We start from the raw sequence: 20,841 nt of genomic DNA, 5'->3' as shown, positions 1-20,841 counted from the left end.
CCCAGCCGAATCGCAATCTCCCCGACCGCCAAGGTAAGACTGTTGCGAGGAGCAGAGAACTTCCGAACCGCTGCTTGAACCGTCCCCCTAAAGAACATTCAAACCCCCGTAGTTTCAAATTAATGGCGACCCGCGAAATCCCACCGGCATCGGCATCCGCCACAACGTCCCCGGTAAAACCCGCGTCGTGTCCCCCAAGTGCGGTTCGCTCCTAACGACTTTGGCTCTTTGTGTGGTCAATAGCAAGCTCGCTGGCCGTGTGCCTCATCTGTATGTAGCTGCTGGATGTAAACATCTGATTGCAAAGAGCCCGAACTGAGGCTGACGTCACTCTTGGCGGCCGTCCCGTGGCTTTGCTAGTGGTTACTCTTGGTCGCCCTGCCAGAAACGCTCCTCTATGCGGGGCAATAGGCACTCGCGGCATTCCGGCCGCGGCCAGGTTGATGCGGGACGACGCGCATCCACAAGCCGGGGGAGCCCGTGATATGTGTCAGTATAAAACGGGGCGGGCTTAGGCCTCCGACACGAGGGGAAAGGCCGATCATGGAGCTACAGGATTACTGGCGCACTCTGCGCAAAGGCTGGCTAATGATCGTGTTACTAGTCCTCGTTGGGGTAGGAGGCGCCGCTGGGTATTCGATCCTGCAGACCCCAACTTACAACGCGACCTCTAAGGTGTTTGTGTCGACGCAGTCGGGAGGATCTACCTCCGAGTTGGCCCAGGGAAACACATTCACCGTTCAACGGGTTAAGACCTACTCGGACCTCGCCTCGACCCCCATCGTTCTTCTTCCAGTTATCGGGAGCTTGGGCCTGGAAGTGACTGCGGGCCAGTTAGCGGAACGCGTGATCGCGTCCGCGCCGCTCGACACGTCCATCATTGACATCACGGTGACCGATACCGACCCGGTGCGGGCCGCCGCGACTGCCAATGCGATCTCCTCTAGCCTCACGTCAGTCGTAGAAGACATCGAGACGCCCCAGATTGATGCTGCAGTGTCACCTGTCAAATTGACTCGCGCGCAAGAAGCAACGGTACCCAGCGCCCCAATCAGCCCAAACGTGCCGCTGAACATTTTGCTCGGGGCTCTCGTCGGCGCAGTTGTCGGGCTCGGATCGGCAGTTTTGCGCGAGACACTGGACACGCGGATTCGGAACGAGCGCGACGTCGAGCAAGTCACGACCGTGCCCATTATTGGCGGAATCGTCTTTGATCCCAAGGCAAAGGACCGACCCCTCATTGTTCACGCGGATCCGCGAAGCCCTCGCGCTGAGTCATTCCGTACACTGCGGACCAATCTGCAATATCTTGACGCTGACCGGGTCGATCGGAGCTTCGTCGTTACGTCGTCAATCCAGAGCGAGGGGAAAAGCACCACTGCGGCGAACCTCGCCATTGCCCTCGCTGATACGGGAGCGCGTGTGCTTCTCATCGACGCGGATCTCCGTCGTCCTAAGGTCGCGGACTACATGGACCTCGAAGGAGCGGTTGGGTTGACCGATGTGCTCATCGGTCGGGCCGACCTGAAGGATGTGTTGCAGCCGTGGGGTCGCAAGGAATTATTCGTGCTGCCGGCGGGCCACATTCCGCCAAACCCCAGCGAGCTCCTCGGTTCAACAGCCATGACTCATCTTGTGAACGAATTCAACCGCGCATTTGACGTAGTGATATTCGACTCGCCTCCGCTCCTACCCGTGACCGATGCTGCAATTCTGACGAAGATCGTCGGAGGCGCGCTTGTTGTAGTTGCGGCCGGTCGGACCCACAAGAACCAGCTGAAGGCTGCGATTTCTGCTCTGACGAACGTCGGGGCGCCTGTCTCTGGTCTCGTGCTTACTATGCTGCCCACAAAGGGGCCAGATGCTTACGGCTACGGCCGATATGGCTACGGGTATGGATACGGCGATACTTCAGCTCCAGGTGAGTCGGTTAAGCCAAAGGCAAGGGCCAAAGCGCGGGCACAGAAAACTGCTTCTTGACCACGAAGGAGTTGCCTGTTCGAGGGGGCTTCGCGGTTCTCGTTGTTTGTACCGGCAATATCTGCCGGTCTCCACTCGCTGAACAGCTCCTGACCACTCGTTTCAGGAACGCGGATCTGAACGTAACGGTCGACAGTGCGGGAACAATGGCGCTGGTCGGACAAGCCATGACTGACGAAGCTGCGGCTCTCTCGCACCGCTATGGGGGCCAGCCAGCGGGTCACATCGCTAAGGATGTGACTTCGATGATGATCAATGAGGCGGATCTCGTACTGACTGCAAGTCGCGAACACCGCAGTGAGGTGGTCTCGATGCTGCCCCGCGCGACGCGCTATACCTTTACACTGAACCAATTCGCGCGACTGGCTGATGCTGCCTCGTACGATCTCTCGACCGAGATCGACGCCAGGCCGGGCCGGAGCGACAGCCCGATCGGAGAAGGCGAGGCCCTTAGAGCCTTCGTCGTGGAGGCCGCGTCCATGCGGGGGGTCGCGACCGCTCCGTCAGGTGCGACTGTGGACGATATCGAAGATCCCTACCGGCGGTCTGCAAGCGTCTACGAAGCAGCAGCATCAGCTATCGACTCGGCGGTCTGGCAGATCGTCCGGGGCATGGCTAGAGCGACAACACGGTGATGAATGGGTTGTCCCGCGTTGATTTTTCTTCGTTCAGCGAATAGGAATCAAGAACCGCGCGAAGTTCCGCGTGCAGATGACCGTGAGGCGGGTCGGTGAGACGGGGAACGCCCTCGATTTCAGAGAATTTGTCGGGCTCGGATCCCCAGCCACTCTCGGTCTTGATCGTCGGCCTGAACTACCACCCAGAAGTAACTGGAGTTGCCCCGTACACGCACGCGTTGGCGAAAGGACTTCATCGCCGGGGCGTCGAGGTGCGGGTGCTGACTTCGCATCCGCACTACCCCGAGTGGGTGGTGCGGGACACGTATGGACAGTGGACCCGCAGCGAGGTCGTGGAGGGTGTGCCTGTTACACGATTGCTCCACTACGTTCCGGGTCGGACCACTGACTTAGGTCGGCTCGTAGCCGAGTTGAGTTTCGGGTTGCGTGTGCTTCTTGCGCCGTGGGGCAGGCCCGAGGTGGTTCTATTCGTGTCGCCTGGCCTCTTCTCTACCGCCGTGGCTTCACTGCGAGCTCGGATTGGCGTCGCTCGACCCTCGGTCGCCATCTGGATGCAAGACATCTACAGCCGAGGCATGATTGAAACCCAGACCGGGAGTCGTCTGGCACAACATGCCGTCACCGCTCTGGAACGGGCAACATACAGAAATGCATCCGGTGTCGTGGCCATCCATTCTCGCTTCGCCGAGTACCTCGCGGGTCGCCTCGGTGTCGAGCCCGAGCGTGTCGAAGTGATCGCAAACTGGACGCACCTCGCAACTACGGAGGTAGCCACCCTGGAAGGCAACACGCGCGCGGCCTACGGCTGGGGAACCGAAACGGTCGTGCTGCACGCGGGAAACATGGGGGTCAAGCAAGGACTCGACAGCGTCGTCACCGCCGCGCGAATAGCAGACCGATTGAGCGCCCCGGTGCGATTCGTGCTGATGGGTGACGGGACCCAGCGAGAGCGCCTAATGCGCGACGGCGTAGGTCTCAAGAGGCTGCAGTTTCTCGCCCCGGCCGACGACAGCGACTTCCGCGCGGTGCTTGCGGCTGCGGATGTGCTCTTGGTCAACGAGAAGGTGGGTGTTTCCGAGATGGCGGTACCGAGCAAACTGACTTCGTACTTCGCTTCCGGCCGGCCGGTGCTGGCGGCGGTGGATCGTCGGGGCGTGACGGCGGTCGAGATCGATGCGTCGCAGGGCGGCCACAGGGTGGAGCCTGGAAATGCACAGGCGCTCCTCGATGGAGCTATTTTCCTTCGCGCGCGACCGCAGTTGGCGGCAGATTTGGGCACGCATGGTCGCAGGTACTCAGAGGAATTGCTCGAGGAGAACGGGGCGATCGACCATTGGCATTCTTGGCTGCAACAGGTGGCATCCCGGAAGCGCCGCGGTGTTGGGTAGATCACTGAGGCGCCGGCACGTTCCGATACAGTGGGGAAAACCTCAGCAGCGAATACGCAGACGAGTCTGCCAAGCCTGCGCAACGGGCAGGGTCACATGACGAAGCGTGCATTCATTACAGGGATTACCGGCCAGGATGGCTCCTATCTGGCGGAACTCCTGCTGGCTAAGGGGTACGAAGTTCACGGCCTTATTCGCCGGGCTTCAACCTTCAATACGAGCCGGATCGAGCACCTCTACGTTGATCCGCACAACCCTTCCGCGCACCTCTTTCTCTACTACGGTGACTTGACCGACGGGTCGCGACTCGTGACGCTGATGAGCGAGATCCGTCCGGACGAGGTCTATCACCTCGCGGCACAATCTCACGTTCGCGTGTCCTTCGACGAGCCGGAGTATACGGCCGACGTCACGGGCACCGGGACCATTCGCCTACTTGAGGCGGTCCGGATGTCTGGTATCGAAACCCGCTTTTACCAAGCCTCGTCGTCCGAGCAGTATGGCGCGACGCCCCCTCCGCAGAACGAGACGACCCCGTTCTATCCACGGTCGCCGTATGGGGCGGCGAAGCTCTACAGCTTTTGGATCACTAAGAATTATCGTGAAGCGTATGGGCTGTTTGCCAGCAATGGAATTCTCTTCAACCACGAATCACCTCGGCGAGGTGAGACTTTCGTCACCCGTAAGATCACCCGTGCGGCGGCGCGCATAAAGGCGGGTGTGCAGGATGACCTCTACCTCGGCAACCTGGACGCCATTCGCGACTGGGGTTACGCCGCAGAATACGTCGAAGGAATGTGGCGGATGCTCCAGGCCGACGAACCGGACGATTTTGTACTAGCTACCGGAGGTAGCGTCACCGTTCGAGATTTTCTGCAGACCGCTTTTGACCATGTTGGCCTCCGATGGGAGGACCATGTCAAGTTCGATCAGCGGTACCTGCGACCGACAGAAGTCGATGCCCTGGTCGGCGATGCGTCGAAGGCGAAGTCCGTTCTGGGTTGGGAAGCTACGGTTGACGCTCAGCAGCTAGCTCGCATCATGGTCGATGCCGACGTCGAGGCCCTCGAGCATGACGGTCGCCCGTGGATCGACAAGGTGAATCTCGCGTCCTGGGATACGGCATGAACCAGCCGGGACCGACTGCTAGCAAGCCGCCTCGATGGGTAGCCGGTCAGCTGGACCGTGAAGCCGCGTTCTACATTGCCGGACATCGTGGGTTAGTGGGTTCAGCCATCTGGCGCCATCTGCAATCTCGTGGGTTTTCACGCCTTGTCGGCCAGACCTCGGAGCAACTTGACCTGCGAGATAGAAGCGCAACATCCGCGTTCTTCGCAGCTACACGACCTCGATACGTCGTATTGGCCGCGGCGAGAGTGGGAGGGATTCTTGCCGTCGACACGTATCCCGTGGACTTCATCAGTGACAACCTGCAGATACAGGTCAACGTGCTTGATGCAGCCCGGGTGCATGGGGTTGAGCGCCTGCTTTTCCTCGGATCGTCGTGCATTTACCCAAAGTTTGCGCCGCAGCCCATTGCGGAGGAATCGATCCTCACCGGGACGCTCGAACCCACGAATGACTCCTACGCGATCGCCAAGATTGCCGGAATCACGCAGATTCAGGCAGTGCGACGGCAGTACGGCTTGTCATGGATTTCCGCAATGCCTTCGAATGTCTACGGGCCTCGGGATAACTTCTCGCTCGATGAATCACACGTCCTACCTGCTCTCATCCGCCGATACGTCCAGGCCAAGCGCCACGGGTCACCGTCCGTAACTAACTGGGGAAGCGGCACACCGCGGCGTGAATTTCTACACGTCGACGATCTCGCCGTCGCCATCCTCCACCTGCTGGAGAATTACGACGGCCCACAACAACTCAACGTCGGGACCGGCTGCGATATCACTATCCAGGAGCTCGCCGAGATGGTGGCGCGCACCGTCGGATTCGATGGCACTACGCATTGGGACACAACGAAGCCCGATGGAACCCCGCGGAAGCTATTGGACATCTCGAAGATCGCAGCACTGGGGTGGACGCCCTCGATCGCGCTAGAAGCTGGCATCTCCGCGACTGTGGATTGGTACACCGGGAGAACGAGCAGTCAGTAGGCGCCGTCGCGGTTCACCACGGCCTTGAATGTTCGCCACAGAATGACCACATCGCCGGTTATCGACCAGTTCTCCACATAGAAGAGGTCGAGCCGCACGCTCTCCTCCCAGGTCAAGTTCGACCGGCCGCTCACCTGCCACAGTCCGGTGATGCCGGGCTTCACCAGGAACCGACGGTGCACGTGCTGGTCGTACCGCGACACTTCACTCTGCAATGGTGGTCGGGGCCCCACGAGGGACATCGTGCCCAGGAGCACGCAGAACAATTGGGGGAGTTCATCGAGGCTGAACCGTCGGAGGAACTTGCCAATGGGCGTGATCCGTGGATCATTCTTCATCTTGAACAGCATGGCGTTGCCAGCATCACGGTCCTGAGCTCGCAGTTCATCGAGCAGCGACTCGGCGTTGGTGACCATGGAGCGGAACTTGAACATTTTGAATGCGGTGCCCCCCATACCCACACGGTCCTGGTAGAAGAGCACCGGTCCCGGTGACGTGAGTTTGATGCCGAGGGCGATAGCCCCCATGACTGGGGACAGCACCACGACGAGGCCCAGTGAGGCGACGATGTCGAACGCGCGCTTCGCAAAGTTCTTGCGCCCATCGAAGCGGGGTGTCTCGACATGAATGAGGGGCAGACCTGCAACGGGTCTTGTGTGGATGCGTGGGCCACTGACATCGGTAAGGCTCGGAGCCACGATGAGGTGCTGATTACCGGGTTCCAGACTCCAACTGAGCTCGCGCATGCGGGTCGGGGAGAGTTCATCCGCGCTGGTGACTATGACGGTGTCCGCGCGTGTGGCTGCGAGGGCCTGGATGACGTTGTCGAGGGTTCCGCATACAGGGATCGACGTCCCGCCCAGATGTCCGCCGATCCGGTCTGTTGGTATGCATGCTCCGACTACGCGGTACCCCGCAGCAGGTTGCTTCACGAGTTCCCGGGCGATGTGCGTCACCGACGACTCCGAACCGACGAGTAGTACCTGAGATGAATACCGCCCCAAGTCTCGCTGGGCCCGTAGCCATACCCGCCAGATCCAACGTGATGCGACCAGCATGGCCAGACCAAAGGGGAACGCAATGAGGACGTAGCCGCGGGCCAGGTCGAGTTTGAGCAAGTACGAGACGATTGCCACCAAGCCGAAAAGCCGCACGGACGCATTGGCGATCAGTTTGTACTCGTCCGAGCCGGTTCCCAGTACGCGAGAACCACGGGTTCCGAAGATAGCTAGCACTGCCATCCATGCGCCGACGATGACGACTGAAATGGCGGTGTAGTTCAAGCCGAGTTGCGACAGATTGCCCCTGAAGTTGGCATCGGCGCTGTCGAAGCCCAGCCATGCCAGTTGCACCCCTACGACGACCCACACCAGAACCAAGAGATCGGTGATGACCAGTCGTGACGAATACAGTGCGTACCAGTCGCGCTGCGTCTTGGGCAACGCAGCGTCGGTTGCGGATGTCGCTCTGCTAGTCATGATCCCCCGGCCCTGTCATGCTCCCCCGAACGCCCATTCAATGCCTGGCTGCGACACAAAGGGCCAGCCTAGAGCGGCTGTGACGACCCCAGCGTACCGGCCAAGGGGGTACAAAGTCACCGTTCGGCACATGTCACCAACCGACTTGTCTACGGCAATTAATCCATACGAAACACGTTCGGTAGGTTTTCGAGCGGGTTCCCCCTAGAGTAAGAGCGATCTTCACGCTACGGACTCTTCAGGAAAACCGGAGCGGACACAGCTTGACCATCACTAGGGGGAAACAATCATGCTCAAAAAAGCCATTGCGGTCACCGCAATCGCTGGTGCCGCGTTCTTCGCAGCGCCAGTCGCCGCCAACGCAGCGGTCGCCAGCGGGTACGTCGCCAGCTCGAACATCTCGGTGAGCGGTTCGACCGTTCCCGGCGGAACGTTCACCGTTTCGTTCGCGGCCGGTTCGTTCTCCGCCGGTGAGACCGTTTCGTTCGCCATCAACGGCGCGGGCCTGAGCCTCACCGCTAACGGCACCGCTGCAGCCGACGGTTCCGCTGCGTACAGCTTCACGCTCCCGGCCAACGCCTCGGGTTCGTACACCATCACCGCGACCGGCCTCACCTCCGGTGCGATCGGCACCATCACGGTGACCGCCGCCGCGGCCGGTTCGGGATCGTCCAATGGAACCGGCTCCGGCTCGGATTCAGACGACGACGACAACCTCGCCAGCACCGGCGCAGACGGCAACACGATGCTCCTCGCGTGGGGCGCCGGTGGAGTCCTGCTCCTCGGTGCAGGCCTCGTCACCGTGCAGCAGGTTGTGCGCCGCCAGCGCAGCAACGCGTAGCACCGAGAACCAAGCACGAGACCCCGGACTTCGGTCCGGGGTCTTTTGCGTTGCCCGGTGCGGTCCACGAGAGGCCGCTGAGCGAACTGATTGAATGGACCGATGCCTGAACCCCAGACACCTCCGGAAGCACGACGCCGCATGAGCGTCGGCGCCCGGGTGCTGTGGATCGTGGGCGCGGTGTTGCTCGTACTCATCGTCGCCACGGCGTGGGTTGGCGTGCGGGGGCTGCTGGCGAAGAATCATCTGGAAGCGGCGATTCCGCTGGCCGGTGAGATGCAGGACCAGGTTGCGACGGGCGACGTGGCGGGTGCCACGGGCACCTTCAATGACTTCGCTGACCACGCCTCGTCTGCCGCTTCACTAACGGGTGATCCCGTCTGGCGCGCGTTCGAAGTCATCCCTGTACTTGGACCGAACCTGACGGCCGTGCGCGATGTCGCAGGTACCGTCAACGCCGTTGCCGGTGATGCCATCGCACCGCTCATCTCGGTTGCTTCGTCGATGGACGCCACTGCGTTTCAGCCGGTGGACGGGGCCATCGACCTGCAGCCACTCATCGACGCGCAGGAACCGCTTGCCGAAGCATCCATCGCCATGAAGAGTGCGCAGGCACGTGCCGATGCGATCGACACGTCCGCGACGCTGCCGGTGTTGACTGATGCCGTTGTGCAGCTGCAGGACGCGGCGACCAGTGCGGCTGGGGCGCTGGATGCCGCGGACCGTGCGGCGCGGCTCGTTCCGCCGATGCTCGGTGCTGGCGGACCCCGCGACTACCTGCTGCTGTTCTCGAACCTCGCGGAGCTGCGCGCGACCGGGGGAATCGCTGGTGCGGTCGCTTTGGTGCATACCGAGGGCGGCCGGATCGACCTCGCACAGCAGGCGGAGGCGTCAGACTTCGGGCCTTACCCGGTGCCGGTGGTCGAGCTGCCAGCGGAGACGCAGAACCTGTACGGGGCTCGAACCGGCGCCTTTCTGCAGAGCGCCAACCTGACCCCGCGGTTCTCGCTCTCGGCCGAGATTGCCCGGGAAATGTGGAACCGCGAATTTGGCCTGCAGCCCGACGGCGTCATTGCTATCGACCCGGTGGTGCTCAGCTACTTGCTTGAGGCGACGGGGCCGATCACGCTTCCGACCGGGGACGTGCTGACGGCGGATAACGCGGTGCAGCTGCTGCTCGTCGACGTGTACGCCCGCTACACGGATACCAACATTCAGGACCTGTTCTTCGCCTCCGCAGCTGCCTCGGTCTTCGACGCCGTCGCTGGCGGCAACTTCGACGCCGCTGCCCTTATTCGCGCGATGGCGCTGGCGGGAGAGGAGAACCGCGTGTTGGTATGGAACGCGGATGTCGCTGAGCAGGAGATCCTGGCGGGCACCAACCTGCGGGGAGACCTGCCGGTCAGTGACGCAGACCAGCAGCAATTTGGCGTGTACTTCAACGACGGCACCGGCGCCAAGATGGACTCCTACCTCGACGCGCAGGTGGCCGTGGGGCAATCGACCTGTCGGGATGATGGTCGGCCGCTGTTCAGGGTCAATGTGACGGTTACCAACACGGCGCCGGCTGACGCTGCTGCTTCACTCACCCCATATGTGACCGGTGGCCGGGCGTTTGGGGTTGTGCCAGGCAACATTAAGACACAAGTTTCGGTCTACGGCACGGCCGGACTGGAGAATCAGGGTGTCGCGCTGAATGGCTCCGACACCGGGTACTTTCCGGCGGTCGACGGCGAGTACGGCGTCTCGCAGGTGGTCAACGAGCTGGCTCCGGGGCAGACCGCTGTGTATTCGTTCGACTGGCTCGGGGCGGAACCGTTCGACGGAGAGTTGGGCGCGTGGGTGACGCCGATGATCGACACCGTCGAGGTGGGCGAGATCGTGCTCGCCTGCGACGAGCAGTAGGGGCTCCGGCTGGGGCGGAACGATTTAGAGCGGATCGCCGCTCGGGGTGGTGGGCTGTGCGGGTTCGTCTGCGGCCTTGGGTCGCGCGGGTTTCGCGGTATCGACCAGCGGGACCGTTCTCGGGCGCGTGCCACCACGGTGCACCTGGAACACCACCATCGGGATGGCCACGAGCGACCGCAGGTCGATGAGGATGTGCGCGACGATCGGCACGAGGATCGTTCCGGTCGCGAGGTAGAGGGCCATGAGTACGGTGCCGACGATGGTGGATCCGATCACGCCGGCCTTCCCCTGATAGAGGTGCAGCGCACCGAAAAGCAGCACGCTGAGCACGATCGCCAGCGCGGCGTTGCCGGAGACCGCGAACAACAGGGTCGGTAGGGCGAGGCGAAACAGCAGCTCTTCGGAGATGCCTGCGTTGATCGACAGGGCGACGCCGAAGCGCAGCTCGGCACGGTTGCGGGGGAGGAGCGCCTGGATGTCGCCGACGGAGGGCACCGTGTCGGTATCGCGGACCAGGAACAGCACGGCGAACGCGCCGACGACGATGATTGCCGCGATCAGGGCCACGGCGGTGATGCCGAGTTGGCCGGCATCCATGAAGGTATTCCGCAGAAAGCGCACCCATGGCCAGGCGTTCACATCGTCGAGGAGCAGCGGGATGTACTGCCAGGTCGCGACGATCACCACGAGCGCGGGCAGGCCGATGGTGAGGATGGAGCTGACGAGCCATTCCCGGTAGACGCGCTGCCGGCGGCGGGTGCTGCGCAGGCGCTTGAAGCGGCGGTACTGCGAGCGGTCACGGCGAATGGTTCGAGTAATCAGGTTAAGCATGAGGCCCGCGAGCACGGCCCAGAGCCAGTACTGCGCGCTGGGGGATTCGGGGGTGATCATTCGAAACATTGTCGCAGGGGAGGGTGAATATTCGATTGAGCACTGCTTATTCGGGTGCGTTGCGATCGCGGAGACGTCCCCCGTTCTGGGGGCAAAATGGGGTACAACGGACCCTGGCCGAGCACCTCACATGCGCGCATGCCAGCACTGCATACGTGAATCTGTTTACGTGCTGGACACCCACCACACCCGCACACAGGAATAGCCTCCCCGCATGGGGAGAACAACACCGGCGAACAAGCGCTACAAGAAGATCCAGAAAATCGGGCGCGGGCGGCCCTCGACACTGATGATTGTGATCGTCGTCGTCATGGCGCTCGCGGCACTCACGTTGGCGGGCATCGCGCTCACGATGTAGTTCGGTGCGGCGGGGTGCTGGCGCCGCGGCATCCACTCGTCTCGTTTCTGGAATTTATGCGTTCTGTGCATTTTTCTCGGCAGATTCGGGAATGCCGGTCAGTGGGGCGTGATTGCATTCCTGTGGGCCGAAGCGAGTGCACGGCAGAACCGAGGTCATGTCGTGAGCAGCAGCGCAGTCGCCGGAGTCGGGTTTCGGTCGGAGCGGGGTCCGATTCTCATCGCCCTGATGATGACGACCGGGCTCGTCGCCATCGACGCGACCATCCTCGCCACCGCCGTACCGACCGTGGTCGACGAGCTCGGCGGGTTCTCGCTGTTTCCGTGGCTGTTCTCGATCTACCTGCTCGCGCAGGCGGTGTCGGTGCCGATCTACGCGAAGCTCAGCGACATGGTGGGGCGCAAGCCGATCATCCTCATCGGTATCGGACTGTTTCTGCTCGGGTCGATCCTCTGCGGGCTCGCGTGGAGCCTTCCCGCGCTCATCGCCTTCCGCGCCATCCAGGGACTCGGTGCCGGCGCCGTGCAGCCCATCGCGATCACCATCGTCGGTGACATCTACTCGCTGCAGGAACGCGCCAAGGTGCAGGGCTACCTCGCCAGCGTGTGGGCCATCTCATCGGTCGTCGGCCCGACCCTCGGTGGCGTGTTCAGCGAATTCGTGTCGTGGCGCTGGATCTTCTTCATCAACATTCCCCTCTGCCTCATTGCGGCATGGATGCTGCTGCGCCAGTACCACGAGAGCATCGAGCGCACCAAGCACAAGGTCGACTACCTCGGCGCATCGCTGTTGACCGTCGCCCTCACGCTCATCATCCTGGGCGTTCTGGAGGGCGGACAGGCCTGGGCGTGGAGCTCGGTGCAGAGCATCTCGGTGTTCGTCGTCGGTTTCGTGTTTCTGGTCGCGTTCTTCGCGGCCGAGCGGCGGGCCGCCGAACCCGTGCTGCCCCTCTGGGTGCTCTCGCGCCGCCTGCTCGGCGTGACGTCGCTGATCTCGATCGGTGTCGGCTCGATGCTCATCGGCCTCACCTCTTACGTGCCCACCTACCTCGACGGCACCATCGGCACCTCGCCCATCGTCGGCGGACTCGCGCTCGCCGCGCTCACCATCGGCTGGCCCATCGCCGCGTCGCTGTCGGGGCGGCTGTACCTGCGTTACGGATTCCGGTTCACCGTTCTGCTCGGGTCGGGCATCACCGCAGTCGGAGCGATCGCGTTGGCGAGCCTCGCCGGAGCTCCGTCGGTCGCCATGGTCGCGCTCACGTGCTTCGTGGTCGGCCTCGGGCTAGGACTCGTCGCCACGCCGTCGCTCATCGCGGCGCAGACCAGCGTGGAGTGGAACGAGCGCGGCGTGGTGACCGGAACCAACCTGTTCGCGCGGTCGATCGGCAGCGCGGTCGGTGTCGCCGTGTTCGGCGCGGTAGCGAACGGCCTGTTCGCGTCGAGTGGCGGGGACCAGACGGATCCCGCGGCGGTCGAGCTCGCGTCGACGGCTGTGTTCATCGGGGTTGCGATCTTCGCGGTGCTGACCGTGGTCGCGGCATTCGCGATGCCGAAGCACGTGGTGGATGCGCCGGCTCGCGTCGTGGGGGAGACCGCGTAGTTCATCATTGACGCATGACTGCGCCTAACCCGAAGCTCGACGAACTGGTTGCCGTGCTCGCCCGACTGCGGGCGCCCGGTGGGTGCGCGTGGGATCGCGAGCAGACCCACGAGTCGCTCGTGAAGCATCTCATCGAAGAGACGCACGAGCTCGTCGAGGCGATCGAGTCGGGCGACCGCGACCAGCTCATCGAGGAGCTCGGCGACGTGCTCTACCAGGTGATCTTCCACTCCGACCTGGCCGCCCACACGCCGGGGGAGGAGTTCACCCTCGAAGACGTCGCCGAACACATGTCGGCGAAGATGATCAGCCGGCACCCGCACGTGTTCGGCGACACGGTTGCCGAGACATCCGCCGATGTCGTCGCCGCGTGGGATCGCCTCAAGGCCGTCGAGAAGCCCGAGCGCACAAGCGTGCTCGACGGGATCCCCGCGGGCATGCCGTCGTTGCTGCTCGCGGAGAAGGTGCTGGGGCGGGCGGCGAAGGTGGGGGTGTCGGTGCCTGTCTCCACTACCGGGTCGGCCGGCTCCGCATCGTTCGCCGACGAGAACCAGCTCGGGGCGGTGTTGCTGGGGATCGTGGCATCCGCTCGCTCATCGGGTCTCGATGCCGAACGGGCGCTGCGGGGCGCGCTGCGCGGGCTGCAGAACGAGGTGCGGGCGGTCGAGGCGGGGGACTAGTGTCGGCGCGGTTTCGCTGGGCGGGTCGGGGCTCGCGGGTCTCTAACCCTCGAGCTGGGTATCGAGCCAGTCCAGGATGCGCTGGGCGGTGAGGGTGCGCGCGAGGGGCTGGCAGTGGCCGGATGCGCCTTCCGTCGCCGTGAATCGCACCAGCGTCGACACGCTCGCGGTGCGCGCGGCGAGCTGCTCGGACTGCCCGGGCCAGAACTGCTCGTCCTCCGGCGCGGTGATCAGCAGCGGGGTCGTGATCGCGGCTGTCTGCTCGTCGGTGAGCGTGTGCCGGCGAACCTGCTCGAGCGTCGAGGCGTACCCGTCGGCGCCGTAGGGGCGGGCGCGGAACCTCCACGTGCGGGCAGTCACCGGCGCGACCTTCATCGCGAGGCCCATGTCGCGGTCGAACGCCTCGTGCTTCGCCTCGTCGAGCAGCGTCACGAGGCTCTTCGGAATGTGTTCCAGCCACGAGGTCGAGACGTCGACGATGCCGGGGTCGGCGATCGCGGCGGCGAAGCGGTGTTCGGAGGCGAGGGCGCGGGGCACCCAGAATCCGGCCTGGCTGATGCCGTAGACCGCGATGCGGGTTGGGTCGACGCCGTCCAGCCGCGCAACCGCGGTGTAGACCGGGGTGAGTACCGCCTCGAAGTCGGGGCGAAACGTCGTGCCGCGGTCGAAGAGCTGCGATTGCTGGCCTGGTCCGTCAAAGAGCAGCACGTTGTATCCACGATCCAAAGCGCTTGACGCGATGCCGCCGAACAGGCTGGCGAGCGAACCGTCGCTTCCATTCACCGCGACGAGGGTCGCGCCCGATTTGGATGCCGCCGCCTGCGCCGACTTCGGAGCGCGAAAGAACCACCCCGGCAACCCGTCGTCGCCATACGCGATCGCGAAGGGAGTCACGTCGAGCGCGGTGTGGGAGAGGAAGCCGTTCCAGGCGGCGGTCTGCAGGCGGAAGGTCGCGGTGAGGTCGGGGTGGGCCGCGTGCGCGGGACGCGCGAAGCGGGCGAGGGGGCTGTGGCGGGGGTTCGGGCCGGTCTCGTTCGCGCCGGCCGGGTTCGTGCTGGTGGCGTTCGTGGTCTCGTTCGTGCCGGTCGGGTCGCCGGGCAGCGCGTCGGGCAGCGCGGCCAGCGCGTTGACGGCGACGCCGAAGTAGGCGGACGCCCGCAGGTACGCCCCCGCGGCACTCACCGGGTGGCCGCCGGCGGAGGCGACATCGGCCGTCTCGAGGGTGCGCTGCGCGAGGTTTCGCCAGGCCACGAACCACTTTTCGTGGTCCTTTCCCACCGCGGATGTCGCCGCCAGCACCTCGCCGAGGTCCGACGCCCCGCCCGTTGCGACCCCGAGCACCCCGCGAATCTCGTAGTCATAGGCCGGGTCGGGGGAGAAGGCGAGGTCGTGCGGCATGCGAGGTCCTTTCAGACATGGGATGCCGCGAGTCTGGTCGCGGCGGCATCCGCGCCCGTGCCACAAATGACCTGTCCTCCACCGTGTGCGTGGGGCCGCAGCATCCACTTGCTCGCGCGGGGCGTGAAGAAGCCCCCTCCGACCTAGCCGGAGGGGGCTCGACACGTTCTCTGTATCCCCCGATACAAGCGAAGCCCCTCAACCCCCCGGTAGGACGCACCGGTACCCGAACCAGTGCCTGACTTCGCTTTCTCGAAGCCGCCCCCCGGCGGCCTCTTGGATAGAACCGTACCTCTGCGATTCCGATAGTGCAAGTGTTGTTATGGAAATATCTGTTATCTATGCGATGTTATGAATACCCTTGTTATCAATCTCGAGTGTTATGGTTACCTCAGATAGGGGGCCGCAGATGAGCAGGAAGCCCGATCCGGCACGTCGTCCGCAGCTGATCCTCGACATCATCGAGTACCTGCACGACAGGACACTGTCGTCGCTCACCATGCGCAGCCTGGCCGACCACCTCGAGGTCAGTACCTTCACGCTCGTGTACCACTTCGGCACCCGCGAGGAACTCATCGACGCCGTCGTCGAAGCGATCTGCGAGGAACAAACCGCCGCCCTCGATCTGGCTGACGTCACCGACGTGAGCGTCGCTGTGTATTTTCAGCGGTTCGAGCGCTACTGGGAGTGGGCGGTGCAACCACGCAGCCTGCAACTTCAGCGACTCGTCATCGAAGCGGCAATGGCTGAATCGCTGCATCCCGAGCGCTCAGCGGCGACGAAGAACTCGCTGGTGCGATGGCACGAGAGCGCGTTAGACGGTCTGGTCGCCCTGGGCGTGCCGGAGAAAGTCGCGCGCAAGGAAGCTCGGGCGCACGCCAACGCGCTGTACGGGCTGCATTACGACCTCATCGTCTCGCGGGAGCTCGAGATCGTCAGCGAGGCCTATCAGCACTGCATGGAGTCGTATCGCCAGCGCATTGACGCATTGGTTGAGGAACGCGAGGCCGATCCGGCGATCGAAACCGACCCCGAGGCGACCGCGGCCGTTGTGGCATAGGGCTCACGCGGGGCGCTCGCGCGAGACGCCTCACGCAAACTGATAGAAACGACGCATGGCTTCTCCCGTCAATCCGCCGCGCGGCATGCGCGACTTCCTGCCCGCTGACAAGGCCCGCCGCGAGCGTGTACTTTCCGTAATTCGCGAGGTGTATTCGGCCCACGGTTTCGACGAGATCGAAACTCCCGTGATGGAAGACAGCTCGCGGCTACACGCGGGCCTTGGTGGTGACAACGAGAAGCTGGCCTTCGGCGTGCTGAAGCGCGGGCTGGCCGCGGAGGATTTCGCGGCGGCATCCGACCCTCTCGACCTCTCCGACCTCGGACTTCGCTTCGACCTCACCGTGCCGCTCACCCGCTTCTATGCGTCGCACCGGGCCGAGCTGCCTGCGGTGTTCCGGGCTGTGCAACTGGCGCCGGTGTGGAGGGCGGAACGTCCGCAGAAGGGTCGTTACCGGCAGTTCATGCAGTGCGACATCGACATCATCGGCGAGGCCGGACCGCTCGCCGAGGTCGAACTCATCACGGCGACCGTCGCAACACTGCAGGCGCTGTCGCTGAGTGGATGCAGCATCCGCATCAATGACCGCCGAATCCTCACCGCGATGCTCGAGGTCCTCGGCTTCGCCGCCGAGCACCACGACGCCGCCGTCATTACGATCGACAAGCTCGACAAGATCGGTGTTTCGGGCGTCACACAAGAGTTGCGCGACCGGGGTTTCGACCTCGACGCCGTGGCAGCGCTCGAAACGTTTCTCGAACGCTCCACGGTTTCGAGCGGGGCGCCGTTGCCTTTCGGAGTCGAAGGCATCACCGCGGCACTGCCCGAGGGTGTCGATCCGGCGCTGATCGCCCCGCTCGCCGAGCTCGGGGCTGCCGTCGCGGCGGCTACTGCGGGCACGTCGGGTGCGGCATCCACCACTGCGTCTGTTCCTGGTTCTGCTCCTGCTCCGGCTCTGGGTCTCGACGGTTCGGCGGACGCCGGCGTGCCCGCCGAAACTGTTGCCGAATCATCCACCCCCGCACCCGCCGTCGAGCTCGTCTTCGACCCATTCCTGGTACGAGGCATGGGCTATTACACGGGCACGGTGTTCGAAATCGCGCACCCCGCGTCATCGGGATCACTCGGCGGCGGCGGACGCTACGACGGCATGGTCGGCCGCTTTCTCGGCGTCGACGTGCCCGCCGCGGGCTTCTCGATAGGTTTCGAACGCATCGTCGATCTGGTTTCGCTGGCCGATTCCGAGGCGCGCGAGTCCGTCGCGCTCCTTTATGACGTGGATGCTGCGCCGGCAGCACTCGTCGCCCTCAAGTCTGCGCTGGTCGCCGAGGGGCGCCGCGTGCGACTGGAACGACGCCCCCGCAACGTCAAGCCGCTCCTCGAGCAGCTAGCGGCCGCCGGATACACCGCCGTCGCGACCGTCACCCCGCAATCCACCGTGTCTACGCTGCAGTTTCGCCCGCTGGGGTAATCGCGTGACCGCCGGGTTTTCGGTGCGCCGGCCGGAGCTGGCGGACGTGGCTGGCATGGCGAAAGTCCATGTGGATGCGTGGCGCGAAACGTATCGTGGAATCATGCGCGACGACGTGCTGGATGATCCCGCACTGCTGTCTCGGCGCGAGGAATTCTGGACTGCAGCCCTGACGCATCCGCGGTACGCCCAGAACCGGGTCGCGGTTGCGGTCACGGTTGCGGTCACGGATGTCGGTGTCGGTGTCGGTGCTGGTGCTGGTGTCGGTGTAGGTGCCGGTGTAGGTGCCGGCGCTTTCGAGCTTGCCGGCACAATGGGGACGCCCGTCGGTGTCGCTATGTCGGGTCCGTCGATGGACGACGCGGGCGGGCCGCGTCAGCTGTACGTGCTCTACGTCTCGGCCGCCTTTCACGGCGCGGGGGTTGGGCTGGCCCTGCTTAAAGCGGTGATCGATCGGACCGAGCCCGCCTCGTTGTGGGTTGCGGATCCGAACCCCCGTGCGCAGGCGTTCTACCGACGGCACGGGTTCGTTGTGGAGGGGAACGTCACGGTCAAGGATGGAGTGCGGGAACTGCGGATGGTGCGGCCGGCGGGTGGGTGACCAGGGGTGGCGTCGGGCACGGTCGGCTCGGCGCACCCGGCCGTCGGGCAGGGTCATCCCTCCCCAGGTAGATCTTTCGTGACCTCTCCGCAGAATGGTTTGTCTATCTTCCTTCGAACATAACTTCGAAGGAAAATGGATGCATGGAATTCCTTCCCACTCCGGAGGCAGGTTCACCGGACGATCCGGTGGGTCTCGCGGATCCGCTCGGCGGCTCGGTCGCTGACGCATCCGCGCCCGGGGCGGTGGCGGGAGATCCCCGGCCTTCTGACCCGCTAGTGGCCTCTGCCCACGCTGTCGCCGAGGTCGAACGCTCCGCCATGGCCTACGCCTCGCTCGACCCGGCCCAGTTCGCGCACGCGGGCGCCTCCCTCCTGGCGATGCGACGGTACGTCGACGAACACACCGCGCTGTACTCGGGTGAGGTCGCGCGTCGGTCTCGCTGGGAGCTGGGTCATCAGGGTCTGGCGCAGCGCTCCGGGTACACGAATGCCACCGATATGGTGCAGACCGAGCTGCAGTTGACCAAGCGGGAAGCCACCCGGTTCGTGCAGACGGGAACCCTGCTCGCCGAGGCCGAATATGCCGAACTCCTCGCAGCGACTGGCGCCGATCACGAACGTACCGACGAGCCCGGTAGCCCCTCCCCGCAAGGTGACGTGTCTCCAGGTGCCGACGCGCATCCGGTACCCAGTGATGGAACCGAAGAGGCGCAACCGGGGGAGGGTGCACCGGGTTCCACTGAACCACCCGCCTTCGCTCCCACTCCAACCCCCGCTCCGGCACGCATCCTGAATTGGCGCGAGCGTCTCGCCGCAGCGCAGAAGGCCGGAACGTTGTCCCCTCAGGGCCTCGACACCATCCGCCGAGTGCTCTGCGAGATCACCAGTTGCGATGACCACACGATGAACCGCGCCGCGGATGAGCTCATCCGGGCGGCCAACGGCATGAACTCCGATCAGCTGTACCGGCTTGCTCGACAGCTACGAGACCGCATCGACGCGGCCAGCATCGCCCGGCGCGAGAAGCAGCAGCACGAAGACCGGTACGTGCACATCTGGGAGGACCCGAACGGGATGTACCGCGGATCATGGGCCCTCGCGCCGGAAGACGGCGCCCTGTTCGCAGACGTCTTCGCCCAGGTCCTCTCCCCGCGTCGCGGGGTGCGGTTCGTCGACGAGGTCGAACAGGCCCGGGCTGAGGCGCTGATGAAAGACCCGCGCACCGACGACCAGCTGCGAGCGGACGCGCTCATGGAAATGGTCCAGCTCGCCATCGACGCCAACGCCGAGCACAACGCGACGGCCAAGGCCCGCGCGAGGGCACGGGCGAAGGCCAAAGCGAATGCGAAGCCGAAAGCGAAGTCCGCCACGAGGCGTAGTGTCGACGCCGACGTTCATGATGACGCCAACGCCCCCGTTGGCGCCGGTTCTAGCGTCGCCGGCTCAGGCGCCGTCGGTTCTGGCGCGGCCGGTTCTGGCGCGGCCGGTTCAGGCGCCGCCGGTTCAGGCGCGGCCGGTTCAGGCGCCGCCGGCTCTGGCGCGGCCGTCGGCCGGCTGCTCGGCTCCCGCAACCCGAGCGTGCGGGTCGTCATCACGGCCGAACGGCTCGAGCAAGGCACCGGCCCCGGACACATCCACGGCAGCGACGAAGCCCTCTCCATCGGCACGGTCGAACGCCTCATCTGCACCACGGGAATGATCGGCGTTCTCATCGACCCCGACGGGCAACCACTCGACGTGGGCCGCGACAAACGCTCCTTTACCGACAAGCAACGCACCGCACTTGAAGTGCGCGATGGTGGATGCCGCTTCCCCGGGTGTCCCCGAACTCGCTACGAAGCCCATCACATCAACCCGTGGCACGGTGTGAACGGCGAGCCCGGCGGCAACACAGACATCGCTGACGGCATCTGCCTGTGTCGGCATCACCACATGATGATCCACAACAACGGGTGGCGAGTCGTCCGCGACAGGGCACAGTACTTCCTCAAGCCCCCACCCGATGTCGACCCCGACCGAGTGCTGATCCCGATGCCGAGCAAGAGCCCGATCGCCGCAGAACTCCGTCGGCAACGACCCGCCGCGACCTGACGCCACCCGGCCGACGCCAGTAGCCGCCCGCGAGCCGGACAGCCCAGACAGCCAGCTACCCGGCCGCTCACCCGCCTGCCGCTGCCATCCGGCCGCTCACCCGCTGCCACCTGGCCGCTCACCGGCCGCGCACTCACCGGCCGCGCACTCACCGGCCCCCCCCCCCCCCCCCCGCCCCCCCCCCCCCCCCCCCCCCCCCCCCCCCCCCCCCCCCCCCCCCCCCCCCCCCCCCCCCCCCCCCCCCCCCCCCCCCCCCCAACAGACCGGACCGGCCCGCAACAGCCAAGAAACCACCCCACACCCACAAACACAGAAAGACACGAGACGGCGCGGCGCGCCG

At 64.5% G+C, this 20,841-nt stretch carries 17 protein-coding genes; 14 read left to right on the top strand and 3 right to left on the bottom strand.

The genetic code is table 11. The annotated features are described in order from the left end of the window. The first annotated feature begins 543 nt into the window (after positions 1-543). The 5 genes from G5S38_RS08950 to G5S38_RS08930 all read left to right on the top strand — a co-directional run bounded on the left by G5S38_RS08950 (position 544) and on the right by G5S38_RS08930 (position 6,120). Positions 544-1,980: a polysaccharide biosynthesis tyrosine autokinase gene (locus G5S38_RS08950; protein WP_165067508.1), complete on the top strand. Its 1,437-nt coding sequence runs from the start codon at positions 544-546 to the stop codon at positions 1,978-1,980. Then, positions 1,977-2,615, top strand: a complete 639-nt coding sequence (locus G5S38_RS08945; RefSeq protein ID WP_165067506.1) for an arsenate reductase/protein-tyrosine-phosphatase family protein — start codon at positions 1,977-1,979, stop codon at positions 2,613-2,615. The genes G5S38_RS08950 and G5S38_RS08945 overlap by 4 nt, the downstream gene beginning before the upstream one ends. A gap of 95 nt (positions 2,616-2,710) precedes the next feature. Further along, complete coding sequence (locus G5S38_RS08940; protein ID WP_268921061.1) at positions 2,711-4,006, top strand: glycosyltransferase family 4 protein; 1,296 nt, start codon at positions 2,711-2,713, stop codon at positions 4,004-4,006. Between the two features lie 96 nt (positions 4,007-4,102). Beyond that, a complete protein-coding gene (gene gmd / locus G5S38_RS08935) occupies positions 4,103-5,134 on the top strand; it encodes a GDP-mannose 4,6-dehydratase (protein ID WP_165067504.1) in 1,032 nt (343 codons plus the stop codon). Continuing rightward, the gene (locus G5S38_RS08930) at positions 5,131-6,120 is read left to right on the top strand and encodes a GDP-L-fucose synthase family protein (protein ID WP_165067502.1); all 990 of its coding nucleotides are present in this window, start codon (positions 5,131-5,133) and stop codon (positions 6,118-6,120) included. Before gmd ends, G5S38_RS08930 begins: the two co-directional genes overlap by 4 nt. Here G5S38_RS08930 and G5S38_RS08925 read toward each other — a convergent pair. Beyond that, positions 6,114-7,598, bottom strand: a complete 1,485-nt coding sequence (locus G5S38_RS08925; RefSeq protein ID WP_165067500.1) for a sugar transferase — start codon at positions 7,596-7,598, stop codon at positions 6,114-6,116. The two genes, G5S38_RS08930 and G5S38_RS08925, sit on opposite strands and share 7 nt — an antisense overlap. Positions 7,599-7,887: 289 nt before the next feature. Between G5S38_RS08925 and G5S38_RS08920 the strand changes: the two genes are divergently transcribed. Both G5S38_RS08920 and G5S38_RS08915 read left to right on the top strand, forming a co-directional pair. Beyond that, positions 7,888-8,439 (top strand): sortase, encoded by a 552-nt coding sequence (locus tag G5S38_RS08920; protein ID WP_165067498.1) that lies wholly within the window; start codon positions 7,888-7,890, stop codon positions 8,437-8,439. A gap of 102 nt (positions 8,440-8,541) precedes the next feature. Further along, a complete protein-coding gene (locus G5S38_RS08915) occupies positions 8,542-10,344 on the top strand; it encodes a DUF4012 domain-containing protein (protein WP_165067496.1) in 1,803 nt (600 codons plus the stop codon). Positions 10,345-10,368: 24 nt separating this feature from the next. On the opposite strand, the gene G5S38_RS08910 is transcribed toward G5S38_RS08915, so the two are convergent. Further along, complete coding sequence (locus G5S38_RS08910; RefSeq protein WP_165067494.1) at positions 10,369-11,238, bottom strand: CPBP family intramembrane glutamic endopeptidase; 870 nt, start codon at positions 11,236-11,238, stop codon at positions 10,369-10,371. A gap of 214 nt (positions 11,239-11,452) precedes the next feature. Between G5S38_RS08910 and G5S38_RS08905 the strand changes: the two genes are divergently transcribed. From G5S38_RS08905 to G5S38_RS08895, 3 genes are all read left to right on the top strand, one after another. Next, positions 11,453-11,596 (top strand): hypothetical protein, encoded by a 144-nt coding sequence (locus G5S38_RS08905; protein WP_165067492.1) that lies wholly within the window; start codon positions 11,453-11,455, stop codon positions 11,594-11,596. A 162-nt stretch (positions 11,597-11,758) separates the two neighbouring features. Further along, complete coding sequence (locus tag G5S38_RS08900; RefSeq protein ID WP_235928979.1) at positions 11,759-13,198, top strand: MFS transporter; 1,440 nt, start codon at positions 11,759-11,761, stop codon at positions 13,196-13,198. A gap of 14 nt (positions 13,199-13,212) precedes the next feature. Then, positions 13,213-13,878, top strand: a complete 666-nt coding sequence (locus G5S38_RS08895; protein ID WP_165067490.1) for a MazG family protein — start codon at positions 13,213-13,215, stop codon at positions 13,876-13,878. A 42-nt stretch (positions 13,879-13,920) separates the two neighbouring features. On the opposite strand, the gene G5S38_RS08890 is transcribed toward G5S38_RS08895, so the two are convergent. Further along, positions 13,921-15,276, bottom strand: coding sequence for an alpha/beta hydrolase family protein (locus G5S38_RS08890; RefSeq protein ID WP_165067488.1), 1,356 nt, complete (start codon positions 15,274-15,276; stop codon positions 13,921-13,923). Between the two features lie 409 nt (positions 15,277-15,685). Between G5S38_RS08890 and G5S38_RS08885 the strand changes: the two genes are divergently transcribed. The 4 genes from G5S38_RS08885 to G5S38_RS08870 all read left to right on the top strand — a co-directional run bounded on the left by G5S38_RS08885 (position 15,686) and on the right by G5S38_RS08870 (position 20,501). Beyond that, positions 15,686-16,336, top strand: a complete 651-nt coding sequence (locus G5S38_RS08885; protein WP_165067486.1) for a TetR/AcrR family transcriptional regulator — start codon at positions 15,686-15,688, stop codon at positions 16,334-16,336. 55 nt (positions 16,337-16,391) lie between these two features. After that, positions 16,392-17,807 carry a histidine--tRNA ligase gene (locus tag G5S38_RS08880; protein ID WP_165067484.1) on the top strand — a complete coding sequence of 472 codons (1,416 nt, stop codon included), beginning with the start codon at positions 16,392-16,394 and terminating at the stop codon, positions 17,805-17,807. A gap of 4 nt (positions 17,808-17,811) precedes the next feature. Continuing rightward, positions 17,812-18,408, top strand: a complete 597-nt coding sequence (locus G5S38_RS08875) for a GNAT family N-acetyltransferase (protein ID WP_235928978.1) — start codon at positions 17,812-17,814, stop codon at positions 18,406-18,408. A gap of 278 nt (positions 18,409-18,686) precedes the next feature. Then, positions 18,687-20,501 carry an HNH endonuclease signature motif containing protein gene (locus G5S38_RS08870; protein WP_165067482.1) on the top strand — a complete coding sequence of 605 codons (1,815 nt, stop codon included), beginning with the start codon at positions 18,687-18,689 and terminating at the stop codon, positions 20,499-20,501. Positions 20,502-20,841: the final 340 nt, after the last annotated feature.

The organism is Marisediminicola senii, assembly GCF_011057645.1.
In the GTDB taxonomy this organism is placed as follows: Bacteria; Actinomycetota; Actinomycetes; order Actinomycetales; family Microbacteriaceae; genus Marisediminicola; species Marisediminicola senii.
This window is presented reverse-complemented; position numbering and strand designations above follow the sequence as displayed.